Origin of the sequence: Pseudoalteromonas sp. TAE56 (assembly GCF_000497955.1) — a bacterium.
Lineage (GTDB): Bacteria > Pseudomonadota > Gammaproteobacteria > Enterobacterales > Alteromonadaceae > Pseudoalteromonas.
Map to the genome: position 1 here is coordinate 1 of NZ_AUTN01000085.1, position 16,075 is coordinate 16,075.

General features: G+C 37.9%; 19 protein-coding genes. 6 read left to right on the forward strand and 13 right to left on the reverse strand.

The features are described from left to right. The 3 genes from L656_RS0108865 to L656_RS0108875 form a co-directional block, all read right to left on the reverse strand. A partial coding sequence (locus L656_RS0108865; RefSeq protein ID WP_024598939.1) for a hypothetical protein occupies positions 1-482 on the reverse strand: 482 nt, incomplete at its 3' end. 39 nt (positions 483-521) lie between these two features. After that, a complete protein-coding gene (locus tag L656_RS0108870) occupies positions 522-1,112 on the reverse strand; it encodes a YjaG family protein (protein ID WP_024598940.1) in 591 nt (196 codons plus the stop codon). Beyond that, positions 1,105-1,458: a putative signal transducing protein gene (locus L656_RS0108875; protein ID WP_024598941.1), complete on the reverse strand. Its 354-nt coding sequence runs from the start codon at positions 1,456-1,458 to the stop codon at positions 1,105-1,107. Before L656_RS0108875 ends, L656_RS0108870 begins: the two co-directional genes overlap by 8 nt. 104 nt (positions 1,459-1,562) lie before the next feature. Between L656_RS0108875 and L656_RS0108880 the strand changes: the two genes are divergently transcribed. The 3 genes from L656_RS0108880 (at position 1,563) to L656_RS0108890 (ending at position 3,959) form a co-directional block, all read left to right on the forward strand. Next, complete coding sequence (locus tag L656_RS0108880; protein WP_024598942.1) at positions 1,563-1,985, forward strand: DUF2721 domain-containing protein; 423 nt, start codon at positions 1,563-1,565, stop codon at positions 1,983-1,985. 377 nt (positions 1,986-2,362) lie between these two features. After that, positions 2,363-3,247, forward strand: coding sequence for a LysR family transcriptional regulator (locus L656_RS0108885; RefSeq protein ID WP_024598943.1), 885 nt, complete (start codon positions 2,363-2,365; stop codon positions 3,245-3,247). A gap of 91 nt (positions 3,248-3,338) precedes the next feature. Then, on the forward strand, positions 3,339-3,959 hold the full coding sequence (locus L656_RS0108890; protein WP_024598944.1) for a 2OG-Fe(II) oxygenase: 621 nt from the start codon (positions 3,339-3,341) through the stop codon (positions 3,957-3,959). A 37-nt stretch (positions 3,960-3,996) separates the two neighbouring features. Here L656_RS0108890 and ubiA read toward each other — a convergent pair whose 3' ends face one another. Together ubiA and L656_RS0108900 are read right to left on the reverse strand one after the other, a co-directional pair. Then, entirely contained in the window at positions 3,997-4,875 is an 879-nt protein-coding gene (gene ubiA, locus L656_RS0108895) for a 4-hydroxybenzoate octaprenyltransferase (RefSeq protein ID WP_024598945.1), read from the reverse strand. Next, positions 4,872-5,411, reverse strand: a complete 540-nt coding sequence (locus L656_RS0108900; RefSeq protein ID WP_024598946.1) for a chorismate--pyruvate lyase family protein — start codon at positions 5,409-5,411, stop codon at positions 4,872-4,874. The genes ubiA and L656_RS0108900 overlap by 4 nt, the downstream gene beginning before the upstream one ends. A 154-nt stretch (positions 5,412-5,565) precedes the next feature. Here L656_RS0108900 and L656_RS0108905 point away from each other — a divergent pair, with 154 nt between their 5' ends. Further along, the gene (locus L656_RS0108905) at positions 5,566-5,964 is read left to right on the forward strand and encodes a flagellar basal body-associated protein FliL (RefSeq protein ID WP_002961049.1); all 399 of its coding nucleotides are present in this window, start codon (positions 5,566-5,568) and stop codon (positions 5,962-5,964) included. A gap of 3 nt (positions 5,965-5,967) precedes the next feature. On the opposite strand, the gene glpG is transcribed toward L656_RS0108905, so the two are convergent. The 6 genes from glpG to L656_RS0108935 form a co-directional block, all read right to left on the reverse strand. Beyond that, a complete protein-coding gene (gene glpG / locus L656_RS0108910) occupies positions 5,968-6,786 on the reverse strand; it encodes a rhomboid family intramembrane serine protease GlpG (protein WP_024598947.1) in 819 nt (272 codons plus the stop codon). Beyond that, a complete protein-coding gene (glpE, locus tag L656_RS0108915; protein ID WP_024598948.1) occupies positions 6,783-7,100 on the reverse strand; it encodes a thiosulfate sulfurtransferase GlpE in 318 nt (105 codons plus the stop codon). Before glpE ends, glpG begins: the two co-directional genes overlap by 4 nt. 68 nt (positions 7,101-7,168) lie before the next feature. Next, on the reverse strand, positions 7,169-8,194 hold the full coding sequence (tdh, locus tag L656_RS0108920; RefSeq protein WP_024598949.1) for an L-threonine 3-dehydrogenase: 1,026 nt from the start codon (positions 8,192-8,194) through the stop codon (positions 7,169-7,171). Between the two features lie 50 nt (positions 8,195-8,244). After that, positions 8,245-9,438 (reverse strand): glycine C-acetyltransferase, encoded by a 1,194-nt coding sequence (locus L656_RS0108925; RefSeq protein WP_024591460.1) that lies wholly within the window; start codon positions 9,436-9,438, stop codon positions 8,245-8,247. Between the two features lie 169 nt (positions 9,439-9,607). Then, complete coding sequence (gene gmhB, locus L656_RS0108930) at positions 9,608-10,171, reverse strand: D-glycero-beta-D-manno-heptose 1,7-bisphosphate 7-phosphatase (RefSeq protein ID WP_024598950.1); 564 nt, start codon at positions 10,169-10,171, stop codon at positions 9,608-9,610. After that, a complete protein-coding gene (locus L656_RS0108935; RefSeq protein WP_024598951.1) occupies positions 10,171-11,229 on the reverse strand; it encodes a glycosyltransferase family 9 protein in 1,059 nt (352 codons plus the stop codon). The genes gmhB and L656_RS0108935 overlap by 1 nt, the downstream gene beginning before the upstream one ends. Positions 11,230-11,351: 122 nt before the next feature. On the opposite strand from L656_RS0108935, the gene L656_RS0108940 reads away from it, so the two are divergent. Beyond that, positions 11,352-12,080, forward strand: coding sequence for a 3-deoxy-D-manno-octulosonic acid kinase (locus tag L656_RS0108940; RefSeq protein ID WP_024598952.1), 729 nt, complete (start codon positions 11,352-11,354; stop codon positions 12,078-12,080). 30 nt (positions 12,081-12,110) lie between these two features. Here the strand turns inward: L656_RS0108940 and L656_RS0108945 are convergent, their stop codons facing one another. After that, complete coding sequence (locus tag L656_RS0108945; protein WP_024598953.1) at positions 12,111-13,196, reverse strand: glycosyltransferase; 1,086 nt, start codon at positions 13,194-13,196, stop codon at positions 12,111-12,113. Beyond that, entirely contained in the window at positions 13,196-14,266 is a 1,071-nt protein-coding gene (locus L656_RS0108950) for a hypothetical protein (RefSeq protein ID WP_024598954.1), read from the reverse strand. The genes L656_RS0108945 and L656_RS0108950 overlap by 1 nt, the downstream gene beginning before the upstream one ends. A 210-nt stretch (positions 14,267-14,476) precedes the next feature. Here L656_RS0108950 and L656_RS0108955 point away from each other — a divergent pair, with 210 nt between their 5' ends. Next, positions 14,477-15,994: a capsule assembly Wzi family protein gene (locus L656_RS0108955; protein WP_080668962.1), complete on the forward strand. Its 1,518-nt coding sequence runs from the start codon at positions 14,477-14,479 to the stop codon at positions 15,992-15,994. Positions 15,995-16,075 lie beyond the last annotated feature (81 nt).

The following is a 16,075-nucleotide window of genomic DNA, read 5'->3' on the forward strand; positions in this document are numbered from 1 at the left end:
GCATCATCGACTGACTCACCTAGTACTTCGTATTGTCCAATACCCGCTACTTTAACCATCATGGTATGACCGCCCGATACAAGCAATGCAATAAACGGAAACTCAGGAGTATTGTCTTCAAGCATCGGAGCAAGTAAATGCCCTTCCATATGATGAACAGCAACAGCTGGAATATCCCAACCGTATGCTAATGAACGACCAATAGAAGTACCTACCAATAATGCACCAACTAAACCTGGGCCTGCAGTATAAGCAATACCATCTAAGTCTTCTGGGCCACAACCCGCTTGCTCAAATGCTGCGTCTATAAGTGGTAGCGTTTTACGAACATGATCGCGCGATGCAAGTTCCGGTACAACGCCGCCATAATCAGCGTGTACTTTTACCTGGCTGTATAATTGATGAGCTAACAAGCCTTTTTCGTCATCGTATATTGCAATACCTGTTTCATCACATGACGATTCAATGCCTAAAATTCGCACTGTACTTCTCCTGCCTTTAAAGTTTTTACTTCGCTGTTTTTATAACGTAATACCAATATTTGTTTGACCATCTTCTAGGGCAAACTTTTTAAGTGCTTTTACGCTATCAGAGGTGATACGCCCCATATTTTCTACAAAATCAATTAGCTCACCTAATACTTCAATTTCGTATTGCATTAATGGGTGTTCTCTTACAGCTGTGTTATCTGCAACCTCACCTTCAACCGTCATTTGATATTCAATAAAGCGTGCCACTGTTGCTTGAGATATTTTACTGACACTAATGAACTCTTGTTCATCTTGCGCCATTAGACCGTGCATTAAGCTAAGTAAAGAGGTTGCGGCATCAATAGCAGGGTAAGTACCAAACATATCAAAATCAGCAAGTTCAGGAACATTCGGTTCTATTTTTTCAACTTGTTTTTCGAGATCTATTTTACTTTTAGGCAGTAATATTTTTTCCCAACAAACATTAAGCGAATTGCGTAATAAGGTTTCATCACCAAACCCCGTTGCTTCACTAAATAAACCGTAATTTGGCAGCATTCGCTCTATTAGAGCACTCGCTAAAACGGCTTTTTGTAAATAGTTAAGCTCTCTAATACGCTGAAAATTATTTGCTTTAGTCATTCTTTAACGTCTCACACGACCAACAAAAATCAAATGTTGATCCATTATGCTCATTACAGTTAGGGCATACCCAATCTGGAGCGGATTGTTTTACTTGTTGATAGTTTACCAATATTTGGCGCGCATGGCGCTCTTTTATCGCATAAACCTGCACACTAACTTGTGCTTGATCAAATGGAATTTCTCCCATTGCGCCTTGGAGCATCTCACCTTTTATTTTGCATTCAATACCACTGGTTTGTATTAAACCTTTAATAATATTAGCTTCAAGGGTATTTTCGGCTTTATAAATTGTAACCCATTGAAAAGAGCTATCAGTTGAATTTTTATTATTAATATTTTGCAATATTCACCTCATTTATTTTGTGTGTACAATGTCGAGTATTAGTCGACTAAACTAAACAATACATGACAGCTTTAATAGTTAGCCATATTTCACGAGGAATAAACATGACACTTACAACCCCGGGCTTACTTTTTCCGGCTATATCGCTGCTATTATTAGCCTATACAAACCGATTTTTAGTTTTAGCGCAATTAATTAGGGAGTTAAATGCACGCGAGGGTGAATCTATACGCCCCGTTGTAGTGGCTCAAATCACCAACTTACGTAAACGAATAAACTTAATCAGAACAATGCAAGTTTATGGGGTAGCCTCTTTTTTACTGTGTACATTTTCGATGTTTGCTTTATTTATTGAATTTAATACCACGGGGATTATTTTATTCGGCATTAGCTTAGCCTGCTTAAGTTTATCGTTGTTAACGTCTTTATTTGAAATACATATCTCCTGTGATGCAATTGAAATAGAACTGCAAAGCATTGAAAACAAACCATTAAGCAACCGAATAAATAGAAATTTTGTAAAATAAACTCCTATAGATAAAACACCCTATTATTTGTCACAATCATGTTGTAAGTACGCCCCATTTTGGGGCGTACTTTTTTATTAATTAGAACAATTGAATCCCAACCGGCGATCTAACCCACTGAGTTAAAATAACTTTGCCTAGATAGTTAATTGCAAAAATACAGACAAAACACAATAAACAACTAATTATCAATTAAAAAAGTAATACTATTTGGTCGCTTTCCTCTTTAATTAATACTAAAAGGGGGGTATCCTGCTGGAAACACGTATGAACTTGCAACCGTATTTCAATATAGAATTTTACTAAACTTTAGAATAAAAATTAATATATTTGATGTCCGTGGTATCTGCGACTTACTTATAAAAAGGGACTATAAAGTGAGATTTGAACAATTAGAGCAATTTGTAGCACTTGGTGTATTACGTCATTTTAGACAAGCAGCTGAACAAACCCAGATTAGTACTTCAGCGCTGACGCGCAGCATTCAAACACTTGAAAATGAAATGGGATATGAGTTAGTAAAACGCTCAACACGTTCAGTTAAATTAACGCCAGAAGGCGAACTTTTTCTTGAATATGCTAAAACGACTTTATCGGAACTTGAGCTAACGAAAAAACGGATTTTTCAATCAGTAAACGGTAATGCTAATGAGAAACTGGTTATTGGTTATACCAACAAGGCAAGTGGCATAGTTCCTATTTCTTGTGGGCAGTTTTTAGCTCAATATCCTCATATAAAAATTGAAATGCAGTTACAAGATCAGCAAGAGCTAACACGCAGACTTCAACAAGGTGAAATAGACATAAGTGTATACTCTCAAGCTATTAATAGTATTGGCAGTGACATTCACTTACCTGATCAGCTTGTATTATTTGTTTCAAAAAACCACCCTCTTGCACATAAAAACGATATAAGTAAGCAAAACCTTGATAGCTACCCTATGTTTGGCTGTTTTTCTCAATCTAAACAAGTGCAAACTATGCTTAATGAAGCAATCGATTCTTTAAATAAATCATCAAGTATTAAAGTGGGCAGTATTGAGCAAGTAATGGCCGGTGTAGTTAAATCAGATCACTTTGCTATTGCGAGCATTGAGCATGCAAACACAATCGCAGAGAACTCTGAACTCGTGCAACTAAAAACAAATAAAGATTTAAATCACGAACAACTCGTTGTACAAACAAGCCAGCAAACCTCTATTACTGAACATGTAGAGCATTTACTATCGCTTATAAAGAAAGCGGGAGCTACATTTAGCTAATCCAATATTTGAAAAAGTGCGACGCAATAAACAGTAGCTTTAAATCGCTTTTCGGCTACACTGTCGCACCTTTTTTAAACAGCTGATGTGAATGAACACACTTTTTGGTCCTGATGTCTATTTAGATGATATAGAACGCCAAGGATACACCGTAATTCATAACGCGCTTATTGCCGATTTAGTTGCAGATTTAGTTGCAGATTGTCACCGTATAAACCCCCACTTTAGCCTTGCTGGTATTGGTCGACTAAATAGCTTACAAATAGATAAAACTATTCGTACTGACAAAACTTATTGGTTTGACGGCAGCTCTCAAGCACAGCTTACGTATCAAGCAATAATGCAAAGTATAAAAACCACGTTAAATCGTAGCTTTTTTATGGGGCTATTTGATTACGAATGCCATTATGCAAAATATACACAGGGTGATTTTTACAAAAAACACTTAGATGCATTCAAAGGTCGATCTAATCGTGTATTTACAACGGTGCTTTATTTAAATACGCCAGAGCAAGGTGGCGAACTTGTTATTTATAAACCTAAAAGTAAAGAAGTAGAAATAACGATTAAACCAACTGCTGGCACATTGGTTATGTTTGAAAGCGAACGTTTTGCTCACGAAGTACTTCCCGCAGTTGACGAACGCTACTCTATTGCAGGGTGGTTTAGAAAAAACGCCTCTATTAGCGGCATTATTGATCCGCCCAGGTAGCTCTAAATAGCGAATTTTAACAGCCTTTATTAAGGCTTTAAAATGCTATTGGGTATGAAAGTAATAACCCTATAAAGATAGCCAAACCCACATAATGGTTATTTAAAAACGCTTTAAAGCAGGCTTCTCTTTCACGTTTATGAATAAGCGTTTGTTGATATGCCAATAAACCAGCTGCTACACTCAAACCAATGCCAAACGCGACACTTAAATGATCGCTTATACCAATAAACGCAACCAGCGCTATAAATACAGCATTAAGTAAAAAGATAATATGGCGATCGTATTTACCAAATAAAATAGCGGTTGATTTTACCCCTATTTTTAAATCGTCATCTCTATCAACCATCGCATACATAGTGTCGTAAGCAACTGTCCAACAAATATTGGCTATAAATAATAACCATGCCTGCTGCGGTAATGCATTTATTGAAGCCATATAGGCCATTGGAATAGCCCAACCAAATGCAGCCCCTAAAACAACTTGTGGTAATTGTGTATAGCGTTTCATAAAAGGGTAGCAAAAGGCTAAAGCCAACGCCCCAAAAGAAAGTAAAATAGTATTAAAGCTAAGCATTAATACTAAAATGAACGCAATAACTATGAGCAATAAAAATAGACTAAGAGCTTCACCACTACTAACCAGCCCTGAAGCTAGCGGCCGTTGAGCTGTGCGTTTTACCGAGCCGTCTATTTTTCTATCTGCAAAATCATTAATTACACACCCTGCGCTTCGCATAACAACAACGCCCAGTGTAAATACAATAAAGTTGAGCAAGCTCGGCATCCCACTATTAGCAAGCCATAAAGCCCAGTATGTTGGCCAAAGTAATAACAAGGTACCAATGGGCTTATCTATACGCATTAGCTGTATATAGTAAGAAATATGTTTTGGCTTTAAAGCGGCTAATTTCATGAGTATAAATATGCTCCTGGTAAAAACACTTCACATACTAAAAATTTATATTCTTTGAGGGAAAATACACTTCGACGCCCTAGTAAGTTTTTCTCGGGTAGGTTTAATTTTGCAACTAATTGCTGAACGGGGTGCTTGGCATCAAAATAAGCAATTTCTATATCCGTGCGTTTTAGTGCTGGGTCTTGAAAAATCACATCACCAAGAGGTCGTTCACCCATATTGTGCAAAGGATTGCTCGAATCATTTTTAGGAAGCCAGCTTTGTGCGTACACCATAGGTTTATTATCGCACAATAAGAGTACTTCTCGATTAATCGCTGTTTTAGCTGCGCTGTTTAGTAGTAACTTTTGCTCTAGACTTAAAGTAAATAACTGCTCGCTTAATACTCTTACACTAAAAATTTGTGATTTACTTTTTAATTTAGCAGTTAAAGAATTAGGTTCAAAAAGCCATTCTTGCTCTAGAGGAGATAAATCACTTACATATGAAGTGGACTGCCAATTAGCAGATATAGACAGAGGATCAGTAATCACAATAGCTCAACAAAATAAAAAACAACGAGATGATACCATTGCCAAAGCTTTTGAAAAAGTGATGTTTTATAACCATAAATAATTGTTTGGCGCTGTTTATTACCCACTATTAAGTATAAACTATTTGTAACAAGTTTTAAGAAACGCTTTAAATATGAAAAAAATAGTATACGCAGGTCTTTTTACGTTCTTTGTAAGCGTCATAAGCTTTACAGCCCGTGCTGAATCTACAGTTGGTTATTTTGGTTTTGAGCCAGATATAATCACCAACTACATTGGCGCATCAAGTAAAAAAATGGGCTATGTGCGTGTAACTATTGATTTAATGCTTACTGATACTTCTGATATTGCAGTCGTTGAACATCACACTCCATTACTTCGTGATGCCCTAGTAGAGATTTTATCTAAAGAGCCAGAAGAAAAAATAAAATCCCTTACTGGCCGTGAAGAAATACGCGCAAAGTGCGCCGAAAAACTAAAAAGCCTTTTAAAAGAAGAAACAGGACAAGAGATCATCCGTGAAGTCTTGTTCACTAAATATTTATATCATTAGTATTTAACGTTTTACGTTAAATACTTTGGCGGTATAAGCAAAAGCCATACCGCTAACTAATCCGCCTAAGTGCGCCCAATTAGCCATACCAACAAACAATACATCAGCAAAACCTAGCACTAACCAAATCAACATAAAACCAACAATAGCCGTACTAACCAACGCAGGTTTGTTCGGATTTAAAAAGCTATGAATCCAACAAAAACCAAGTAACCCATATACTACGCCACTCAAACCGCCAAAGTTGGGACCAACCATTAGGTATTGCGCCCAATTACTAATAAGTGCAGTCACTAAAAACAAACCTATTAAGCTGAGTTTTCCGCATTGCTTTTCTATATTGTCGCCAAGCGACATCCACCAAATTAAATTAAACACAATATGCATCGCACTAAAGTGTACGAGCGCGGGCGTTAACCAACTTAAAGGCTGCGAAGGTTTAAACTGCATCATAGTGTAAATGGTCTCAAAACCACCTAGTAAAAAAGCAAAATAAATTATAACGCTTACAATACTTACGGTTTGATTTAACCAGCTGAGTGCTTTAAAACGGGCTATTAGATTAAGTGATTGCCCTTGATATTTAAGCGGCGATTGCGTGCTGCCTACATCCCAAGATGCTTGCAGGTATTTTTCATGATTAGGGTTTTGTGTAAATTCAGCCCATAGAGGCTGAACTTGATGAAAGTCCTCTTCAAGCACACTAACAATAGCATTACTGCCATCTGCTGAATCTAATTGCCCTTTCAAACCTTGGCTTTTTAAATAATCTATAAAGCCCTGTGCGGCGCGCGGGTTATTTAAACTGCCAAGCTCTATCATCGCTCTACTTTCTCGCTGTAAGCTACTTCCCAAGCGGTAAAACCACCATCCATGCTATAAACATCTTCAAAGCCTTGCTCAACTAAATAACTAGCTGCGCCCTGAGAGCTCATACCGTGGTAACACACAATAATAATTGGCTGATCGAATTCTTTTTCCATCATAAATTGTGCAATATTCCCGTTAGAAAGTGCTTCTGAGCCTGGAATACGACCAGCTTGATACGAATTAGGATCGCGAATATCTGCAATTACAACGTCTTCTTTATCTAGAAGCTCTAACGTTTGCGCTATAGAAATGTGTTTAAATGCCATTGAAGTCTCTTTAATTAATAGTATAAAAAAGGCGGCTAAAGCCGCCCTTCTTGTAATTTAGTGAGGAACTAATCCCAGTTTAAAATTACTTTACCTGACTGACCTGAAATCATCATATCAAAGCCAGCTTGGAAGTCATCCACAGAATACTGATGTGTAATGATTGGGTTCAAATCAAGACCAGATTGAATCAAGCTTGCCATTTTGTACCACGTTTCGAACATTTCGCGACCGTAAATACCTTTAATCACTAAACCTTTAAAAATAACTTGGTTCCAGTCAACTGCCATATCTGATGGTGGAATACCTAGCATGGCAATTTTACCGCCGTGGTTCATGTTATTAAGCATTGAATTAAACGCGCTTGGCACACCTGACATTTCAAGGCCAATATCAAAGCCCTCTGTCATACCTAAGTCTTTTATTACGTCTTCAAGCTTTTCGCTTGCCACGTTTACAGCGCGTGAAGCACCCATTTTACGTGCTAAATCTAGACGATACTCGTTTACGTCAGTAATAACAACGTGGCGAGCACCCACGTGCTTTGCTACAGCTGCTGCCATAATACCAATTGGGCCTGCACCAGTAATAAGTACATCTTCGCCAACTAAGTCGAACGATAATGCGGTATGAACTGCATTGCCAAACGGGTCAAAAATAGAAGCCAGTTCGTCAGAAATATTATCTGGAATTTTAAATGCGTTAAATGCAGGAATAACTAAATATTCGGCAAACGCGCCTTCACGGTTTACACCCACACCCGTTGTATTACGGCATAAATGTACGCGCCCTGCACGGCAGTTACGACAATGACCACAAGTAATATGACCTTCACCCGACACGCGGTCGCCAACATTAAAGCCACGAACTTCCTGGCCCATATCAACGACTTCACCAACATATTCGTGACCAACAACCATTGGAGTAGGAATAGTTTTGCTTGCCCACTCATCCCACTTGTAAATATGTACGTCGGTACCACAAATAGCTGTTTTACGAATTTTAATTAGTAAGTCGTTATGACCCACTTCTGGCTTTGGCGCATCTGTCATCCAAATGCCCGGTTCTGCTTTTAATTTAGATAATGCTTTCATAATTCACACTCAACTAAAAAACCGAAGCAAGGCTTCGGTTTAAAATAAAATTAAATAACGCCCATTTCTTTACCAATGCGGGTAAATGCATCAATAGCAATATCGAGTTGCTCAATGCTATGCGCTGCTGAAATTTGTGTACGAATACGCGCTTGCCCTTTTGGCACTACTGGGAATGAAAAACCAGTGACGTAAATGCCTTCAGCAAGTAGTTTGTCAGCCATTAACGAGGCTACTTTTGCATCTCCTAGCATTACTGGGATGATTGCATGATCTTTACCTGCACACGTAAAACCAACAGCTTCCATTTGCTCACGGAAATATTTAGCATTTGACCAGAGTTTAGCGCGAAGCTCGCCGCCATTTTCTAGCATTTCAAGTACTTTAATCGATGCAGTAACAATTGAAGGGGCTAATGAGTTTGAGAACAAGTATGGGCGTGAACGCTGACGTAACCATTCAACAATTTCTTTTTTACCTGATGTATAACCACCTGAAGCGCCGCCTAGTGCTTTGCCTAATGTACCGGTGATAATATCTACACGGTCTAATACATTACAGTACTCTGGTGTACCTTTACCGTTTTCGCCAACAAAGCCAACAGCGTGAGAGTCATCTACCATAACAAGTGCATCATATTTATCGGCTAAGTCACACACAGCTTCTAAATTACAAATAACGCCATCCATAGAAAACACGCCATCGGTAGCAATTAGTTTTGTTTTAGCGCCAGCTTCATCAGCTGCAATAAGTTGCTTTTCAAGATCAGCCATGTCGTTATTTGCATAACGAAAACGCTTAGCTTTACACAAACGTACACCATCAATAATTGATGCATGGTTTAATGAATCAGAAATAATAGCGTCTTCTGCGCCTAAAATAGTTTCAAACAAGCCTGTGTTTGCATCAAAACATGAAGAATATAAAATGGTGTCTTCAGTTTCTAAAAACTCACTGATTTTTTTCTCTAGCGTTTTATGGATATCTTGCGTGCCACAAATAAAACGAACAGACGCCACACCAAAACCATGATTATTTAAACCATTTTGCGCAGCTTCAATTAACTCTGGGCTATTAGCTAGACCTAAGTAGTTATTAGCACAAAAATTGATTACTTTACCTGATGCAACTTCGATTTGAGCTTGCTGCTGAGATTTAATAATACGTTCGCTTTTATACAAACCTTCGGTTTTTACGTCTTCAATTTGCTGTTGTAATTGGCTAAAAAAAGCAGATGCTCTCATCTGTGTTCTCCATTTATTTGAACGGGTAAACAACCACATTTAAGCGACTGTTTATTATGGGGGGTATTGTAAAAGTTTAATGGGGAAAATGCACGGTTTGCAGTTCGTCGTAAACACCCTAAACTGGAAGGAATTCCTGCCAGTTTACAGGCTAATCTGTTTAGCTTATTTATGTATTTAAAAGTGCAGGTAAACTGTTTATAGAATCGATAATTAAATCAGCCTCTTGTTTAGCACTTTCATCAAAGCTTTGACCCGAACGCACTAAAACGCGGGTAGTGATGCCCGCTTTTTTTGCAGCCTGCATATCACTGAGTTTATCGCCCACCATTATACTGCAAGCAGGGTCGATGTTATGCTCTTGCATGCCTTGCAATAACATCCCTGGCGCAGGCTTTCTGCAACTGCACTCTTTCAAATATTCAGGGTGCGCTTTTTTAGGGTGATGAGGGCAAAAGTACACATCGGTAACTTCAATGCTGTGATCGCTAAATTGGGTTTTCATCCAATCAGTTAGTGCTAAAAAATCAGCTTCGGTGTAATAACCTCGGCCAATTCCAGATTGATTAGTGACGATTATGATTTTATAGCCCGCATCATAAAATGTTTTACAAGTGCTAAAAACACCGTCAATAAATTCAAATTTATCGCTTTGATACACATAACCATGATCAACATTTACCACGCCATCTCGGTCTAAAAAAAGCGCTTTATTTTTTTGTTGTGCATTCATTACAAAGACTCTTTTTGTACAACATGGTCAAACATCGCTTTTACATCATCAACTGTAATTTGGCTCATTAAATCATCGCCTTTTACACGCGTACCCCACGAGACTTGTTTTGCTGTTTTACCTGTTTGCTTAAGCAAGTTTTGGTGATAAACCTCAACCACGTAATCTTGATATAAGTAAGGGCCTGTTCGTGCTGGGTTTGAATGTGCATATAAACCAATAACCGGCGTACCCACCGTTACCGCCATATGCGCAGGGCCTGTATCGGGCGCAAGCACTAAACTGCCACGCTTTAACACGCACAACAACTCTTTGAGCTTAGTTTTGCCCACTAAATTTAAAATAGGTGTTTTGCTATACTCAACAATGCTATTTGCTAGGTTAATTTCAGGTTCTGTTGGACCACCCGTCAATACCACTCTAAAGCCTTGCTCATTAGCATAATCAGCCAATGTGGCATAACGTTCAGCGAGCCAATTACGCTGTGCTTTACTAGCTGCGGGCGATATTACTAATAGTTTATTAGTTAGGTATTCTGGTGTTAGTAACTCATCTGCAACCGCTTGGTCTTGCTCGGTATATGGCATGTCCCAACTCGGTTTATAATCAGCAACTCCAATGGCTTTTGCAAAACCTTTAAAACCTTCAAGCACATGCGCCTGAGCTTGTGGGGCTATTCGTTTATTAATAAATAAGCTATGTAATTCTTTTGAACGCGCCCAATCGAACCCTATTTTTACTTTTGCAGGAATACAACGCGCAACAAACCCAGCCCTAAGTGCAACTTGCATGTTAAGTAACACATCAAACTTTTGATCTTTAAAGCGTTGTTTTAAGCTTTTAAGCGCTGCTTTGCCTTGTTTTTTATCAAATACCACCAGCTCAACGCCAGGTAAGTCGGCAAGTAGCATGGCTTCTATTTTGCCAATAACCCACGTAATTTTTGCATTAGGGTGTGCTTTTTGAATAGCTTGTACAGCACTCACACCATGACATACGTCACCAATGGCTGAGAGTCTTAATATACAAATAGATGAATAATTAGGAGCTTGAGTCACGCATTCCCTTAGGTATTAAATACAAAAGCCGATCTTAAATTATAATCACGCTATTGCAAGCACTTATCCTAAGCTTTAAAACGCGCTAATATAGACACATTATTTAGCAATTACACAGAGCTATGTTTAAACAACACGTGCAAGGCAACCACACTGTATTAAGCCACCCTAAATACACAAGCCAAATTACCCTCGATTGGTTTGATGCAAATTATTGGCAACAACAAAATAAAATTGTGGGCGCTAAAAAAGGTCGAGCAACTGCGTGGTTTTTTAAGCAAGACGAATTAACAGCCGTACTTAGGCATTATTGGCGCGGTGGCTTAGTGGGTAAATTGCTAAGCGATCAGTATTTATACCCAGGACTTGAACAAACCCGTGTGTATAAAGAGTTTAGTTTAATGAGTAAGCTTATAGAGCTTGGTTTAAACGTACCAACCCCTATTACAGCTAAAGTAACCCGCAGCGGGTTAATTTATCGTGGTGATATTATTACCGAGGCTGTTATAGGTGCTAAAAGTGTACTCGATATATTAATTGAACGCCCATTGAGCGAAGAAGAGTTAGAGCGCATTGCTAAAACAATCGCGCTATTTCATTCAAAAGGTGTGTATCATGCCGATTTAAACATTAATAACATTTTATTTAATGATACTGGTGATGTGTATATTATCGACTTTGATAGAGGTGAAATAAGAGCGCCTAACCCACAATGGCAACAAAGTAATCTGGCACGTCTTGAGCGCTCATTTTTAAAAGAGCAAGGTCGAAATGATGTATTGAATTGGAAAGCGAGTGACTGGCAAACTCTGAATAGCAACTACCTCAAAGCGCTCGCTATTATAAGTTAACCTAATATAAGTTAACTTATATAAATTAACTTAGTTAGCCAATGCTAAATACTGATGAGCAACCTTCTCTGCCTGTACTTGTTTTAGAATATCTGCGTTTTCTACATTTGGCTTGTCTGCTAGTACGTGCTTAACAACATTGGCTAATGCCTCACTTTGTTGAATGGGTACTAAATATTTACTCAGCTCGCCTGTTAATATCTCGCTTGGACCAAATGTACAATTAGTGCTAACTACCGGAGTCCCCACCGCTAAAGCCTCAATTAATACCGTTGGAAGCCCTTCAAAATCAGAACTCAACACTAAAGCCTCAGCCTGCTTAATCCAGTTGTACGGGTTTTGTTGAAATCCTGGCACTACTAACTGTTTTTCTATGCCATATTGCTGTGCAAGCTTAAACGCTTTTGCAGGTTTATTACATAAAAGGACTAGCTTGTATTTTTTATCAAGCTTTGCAAAGGCTGCAAACAATATATCGTGGCGTTTTTGTTTGGCGAGCCTTCCTACATGAATTAAGTAGGGCTCATTTGGGATATTGTTATTTTGCTCATTTGCTTGTTGGTTTATTTTTTCAAAATCGAACGAGTTATAAATAGTCGCAATTGCACTTGGGTTAATTAAATCCCCTTGTGTTATTTCTTTTTCAACACCCTTTGATACGCAAATAAGTGATTTACCATTTAAATTTTGCTTACTCTTTTTAAGATATAAGTATGAAAATGGACCTAACTTTTTTTGACGTGCAAGTTCTGCGTTAACGGAGTTATGAATAACAAAGTGAACATTTTTGATATTACTTTTTGAGAGTAAATTATTACTTCTATCAAGATTAGAAAGTACTAAATCAATATCACCTATCTCGCTCTGTTTTTTTTCAAACCACGCTTCTAGTTTCAATACACTATTTTTACGCTGCCAAAATCGATCTACTTTTGATGCCCTATGTGTGAATAAACTCTCCACGTAAAGTACTTCAGGAATATTATATTCAATAGAGTTAGCAAGAGACAAAATAGTAATTCTGTGCTGTAACTTGGCCATTTCCTCAGCAAGGGTAAGCATTACTTTTTCAGCACCACCACCCACTAGGGAGTCAATTACAATCACTATATTCATTAGCGATCCCCTATAAGCATATTTTTTATACCGTTAGTGATCACTTCGAAGCTATGTGTATTATCAAGTTGTTTATATTTAGAAACGAATTCACTATAAAAAGGCTCTGTAATAACTTGAGCTACTTTCGTAATAATTTCATCAATATCAAGATTTGCTTTTATGACAACACCTGCATTAACACAATGATCCAAACGTGTATTTTGATCTTTTGAGATAGCACATGCCACAACGGGGGTTTGAACTGCAATTGCTTGCAGTAAAGTATCGCCACCGCTAAGTAATGCGATTTTAGCTTGGCTCATTAATGCCAAAAAATCAGTACTTTGAAGACTTGCTAAACAAGTAACCTCATCACTTTCAGGAATGGATTTCTTATAATTGGGACCAAACACAACAACAGCTTTTAAACCAGTGTGTTTAGTAATTTTAAGCGCGGCTTTAAAGTAAACATCAGCACAATTAATATTATTTAATATATGCCCGCCTGAGCCAGCATTAACAATAAAATAGCCTTCCGGTGCTAAGTTATAGCGATTTAAAACATCACGTTTTTGCGCACAAGAGGCAAATGTAACAAAAGGACCTACATTACGAGGATGTGCCAAGGGAAACATATCTAACTTCGTACTTTCAGCCCATGTAAGTGGCTCAATACAATAATCAGACTGTACAACCCAATGTGTATCAATTAAATTAATTCTGTTAAGTTTTAAACCTTTAGCACGTTTTTTTGCATGCTGAGAAATAAATATAACTTTAGCGCCTACCTTTTTAGCCGCCTTCATATGCCCTGCACGTCCTGCACAATCAAAAACAACGACGTCAGGTTTAAATTGCTCTATAAAGTCGCAAACAGAATCCAGCTCTTTCGTCGCTGAGTGTTCAAGTAATGTGGCTTCAAAAGGACAATCTTTTGCGTAACTTGTATGCTTATTTAATATGAAGTGAATATCGAGAGAATCAGTAAGTTCTGCCTTTAAACTTTGAGCCAACAACAACGAGCGCATATATTCACCAATGCCTTCTGGTGATGATACGGGAATAAATAAAAGTCGTTTGTTGCTCATTACATTCTCAATTTCCTATTTGAACTCAAGTATACCAATCAGATACTTATTACGATAGACAGGTTACATTTTTATATATTAAATTAGCTCTATAAATTTATTATTTACTGCAATAACAAGTTTAGGTTGATAAACTTAGCCGCAATCTAAATCACAAGGATCTGAACTTTGCGAAACAGAATTTTTCTACTTTCTACTCTTTTTTGCGCTATGAGCGCATCAGTTAATGCTGAGCCATGGGTAAAACCCGATGATTATGGTTTAAGAGCTGATATTCAACAATTAGCTGATGCCGGTGTTATTTTAGCTCCTGTAACTACCTATCCGCTTATGTGGAAAAGTTTTATAAGCGATGTGGAAAGCATGCCGCTGGAGCAATTATCTCCAAGCTTACAAGATGCTTTACTTCGCGTTAAACATCGATATAAATCAGAAAATAGTAGCTCACATAGTCTTCAATTATCAGCTTTTGCAGCCACAGATCCAATCATAGCAACAAGCTTTGGTGCAACAAATACTCAAGAAACAGAGCTTTCAGCAGCTTACGCTTATTTAGGTGATAACTTTGCAGCTAAAGTAGCTATAAATTATAGAAAAGACGGTAAAAAATGTTTAGTTGATGGAAAAACAACTGACGATATAGTTACCGATGAGCAAGCTTTAACCGATTGTAATGATACCTCACTTGACGATAGTTACTTAGCTTACCGTTTAGGTAATTGGATTTTTAGAGCCGGTGCTGTTGAACAATTTTGGGGACCTGGTGTTGATAACAGCTTAATTATGTCTGGTAATGCGAAACCTTTACCTGCACTAAGTATTACTAGAGAGAAAAGTACCGCTTTCGAGACGCCATGGTTAAGCTGGATTGGTCAATGGAGCTTTACCGCACAAATGGCTAAACTTGAGTCTACACGTGTTATTCCTGATGCTTTACTGTGGAGTACTCGTGTCAATTTTCGCCCTATTCAGCAGTTAGAAATTGCACTTAGCTGGTCTGCACAATGGGCTGGTGACGGACAACCGAGCTCTGCGGGTGATTTTATTGATGTTATTACTGGCCAAACAACTTGCACAGATGGTAATGACAGCTGTGACAGTCAATTTGAGTCAAAAATAGGTAATCAACTGGCTGGTATTGATATCCGCTGGTCTGATACCTTGTTAACACACCCATATGCAATCTACATTAGCACTATAGGTGAAGACGCAAGCTCTCAATTTAAGCCTTCCGACAGAGCATATCTTTTTGGTATTCAAACAACACAACGCATATACGCTCAGAACATATTAGTAAATGTTGAATATATAGATACTGGTGTTTCATGCCAAGCTGAATCAAAAGTTGAAAATTGTTACTATGAGCATGATGACAAGTTATCGGCTTATAGATCAGGCTACCGATACCATGGTCGTACAATTGGCTCAACCTACGATAACGATGCACAATCAGTCGTTTTAACTCTGCTAGGTCAGTTATCTAGTGGAAACGATTGGCAGGTAAAATTACGTAGTGTTGATTACAACAGCGATAACAGGGACCTTTACCCTAACAACCTAGATTTAGGCAATTCTATTACTAAAACAGGATTTAACTCTAAGCAATTAGAACTTCGTTACAGAATGCTTTCTATGGGTGGCAGAGTTACTTTAGGCGCTTTTGCATCTAACAACGACGGTGCTGAAAACGATACTTCTGCATTTGCTAAGTACGAATATAACTTTTAATACGTTACTTTAATAAAGTAACGTATTAAAAGTAAGAAAGGAATGAAAACAGTGTTTTCATCCCTTTCTTGTATTTTTTAA

What these genes read in the sequence shown, in the direction of transcription:
- L656_RS0108870 (WP_024598940.1), bottom strand. Translation starts at nt 1,112, where the DNA reads ATGACTAAAGCAAATAATTTTCAGCGTATTAGAGAGCTTAACTATTTA.
- L656_RS0108880 (WP_024598942.1), top strand. Translation starts at nt 1,563, where the DNA reads ATGACACTTACAACCCCGGGCTTACTTTTTCCGGCTATATCGCTGCTA.
- L656_RS0108890 (WP_024598944.1), top strand. Translation starts at nt 3,339, where the DNA reads ATGAACACACTTTTTGGTCCTGATGTCTATTTAGATGATATAGAACGC.
- ubiA (WP_024598945.1), bottom strand. Translation starts at nt 4,875, where the DNA reads ATGAAATTAGCCGCTTTAAAGCCAAAACATATTTCTTACTATATACAG.
- L656_RS0108905 (WP_002961049.1), top strand. Translation starts at nt 5,566, where the DNA reads ATGAAAAAAATAGTATACGCAGGTCTTTTTACGTTCTTTGTAAGCGTC.
- glpG (WP_024598947.1), bottom strand. Translation starts at nt 6,786, where the DNA reads ATGATAGAGCTTGGCAGTTTAAATAACCCGCGCGCCGCACAGGGCTTT.
- glpE (WP_024598948.1), bottom strand. Translation starts at nt 7,100, where the DNA reads ATGGCATTTAAACACATTTCTATAGCGCAAACGTTAGAGCTTCTAGAT.
- tdh (WP_024598949.1), bottom strand. Translation starts at nt 8,194, where the DNA reads ATGAAAGCATTATCTAAATTAAAAGCAGAACCGGGCATTTGGATGACA.
- L656_RS0108925 (WP_024591460.1), bottom strand. Translation starts at nt 9,438, where the DNA reads ATGAGAGCATCTGCTTTTTTTAGCCAATTACAACAGCAAATTGAAGAC.
- gmhB (WP_024598950.1), bottom strand. Translation starts at nt 10,171, where the DNA reads ATGAATGCACAACAAAAAAATAAAGCGCTTTTTTTAGACCGAGATGGC.
- L656_RS0108940 (WP_024598952.1), top strand. Translation starts at nt 11,352, where the DNA reads ATGTTTAAACAACACGTGCAAGGCAACCACACTGTATTAAGCCACCCT.
- L656_RS0108945 (WP_024598953.1), bottom strand. Translation starts at nt 13,196, where the DNA reads ATGAATATAGTGATTGTAATTGACTCCCTAGTGGGTGGTGGTGCTGAA.
- L656_RS0108950 (WP_024598954.1), bottom strand. Translation starts at nt 14,266, where the DNA reads ATGAGCAACAAACGACTTTTATTTATTCCCGTATCATCACCAGAAGGC.
- L656_RS0108955 (WP_080668962.1), top strand. Translation starts at nt 14,477, where the DNA reads ATGAGCGCATCAGTTAATGCTGAGCCATGGGTAAAACCCGATGATTAT.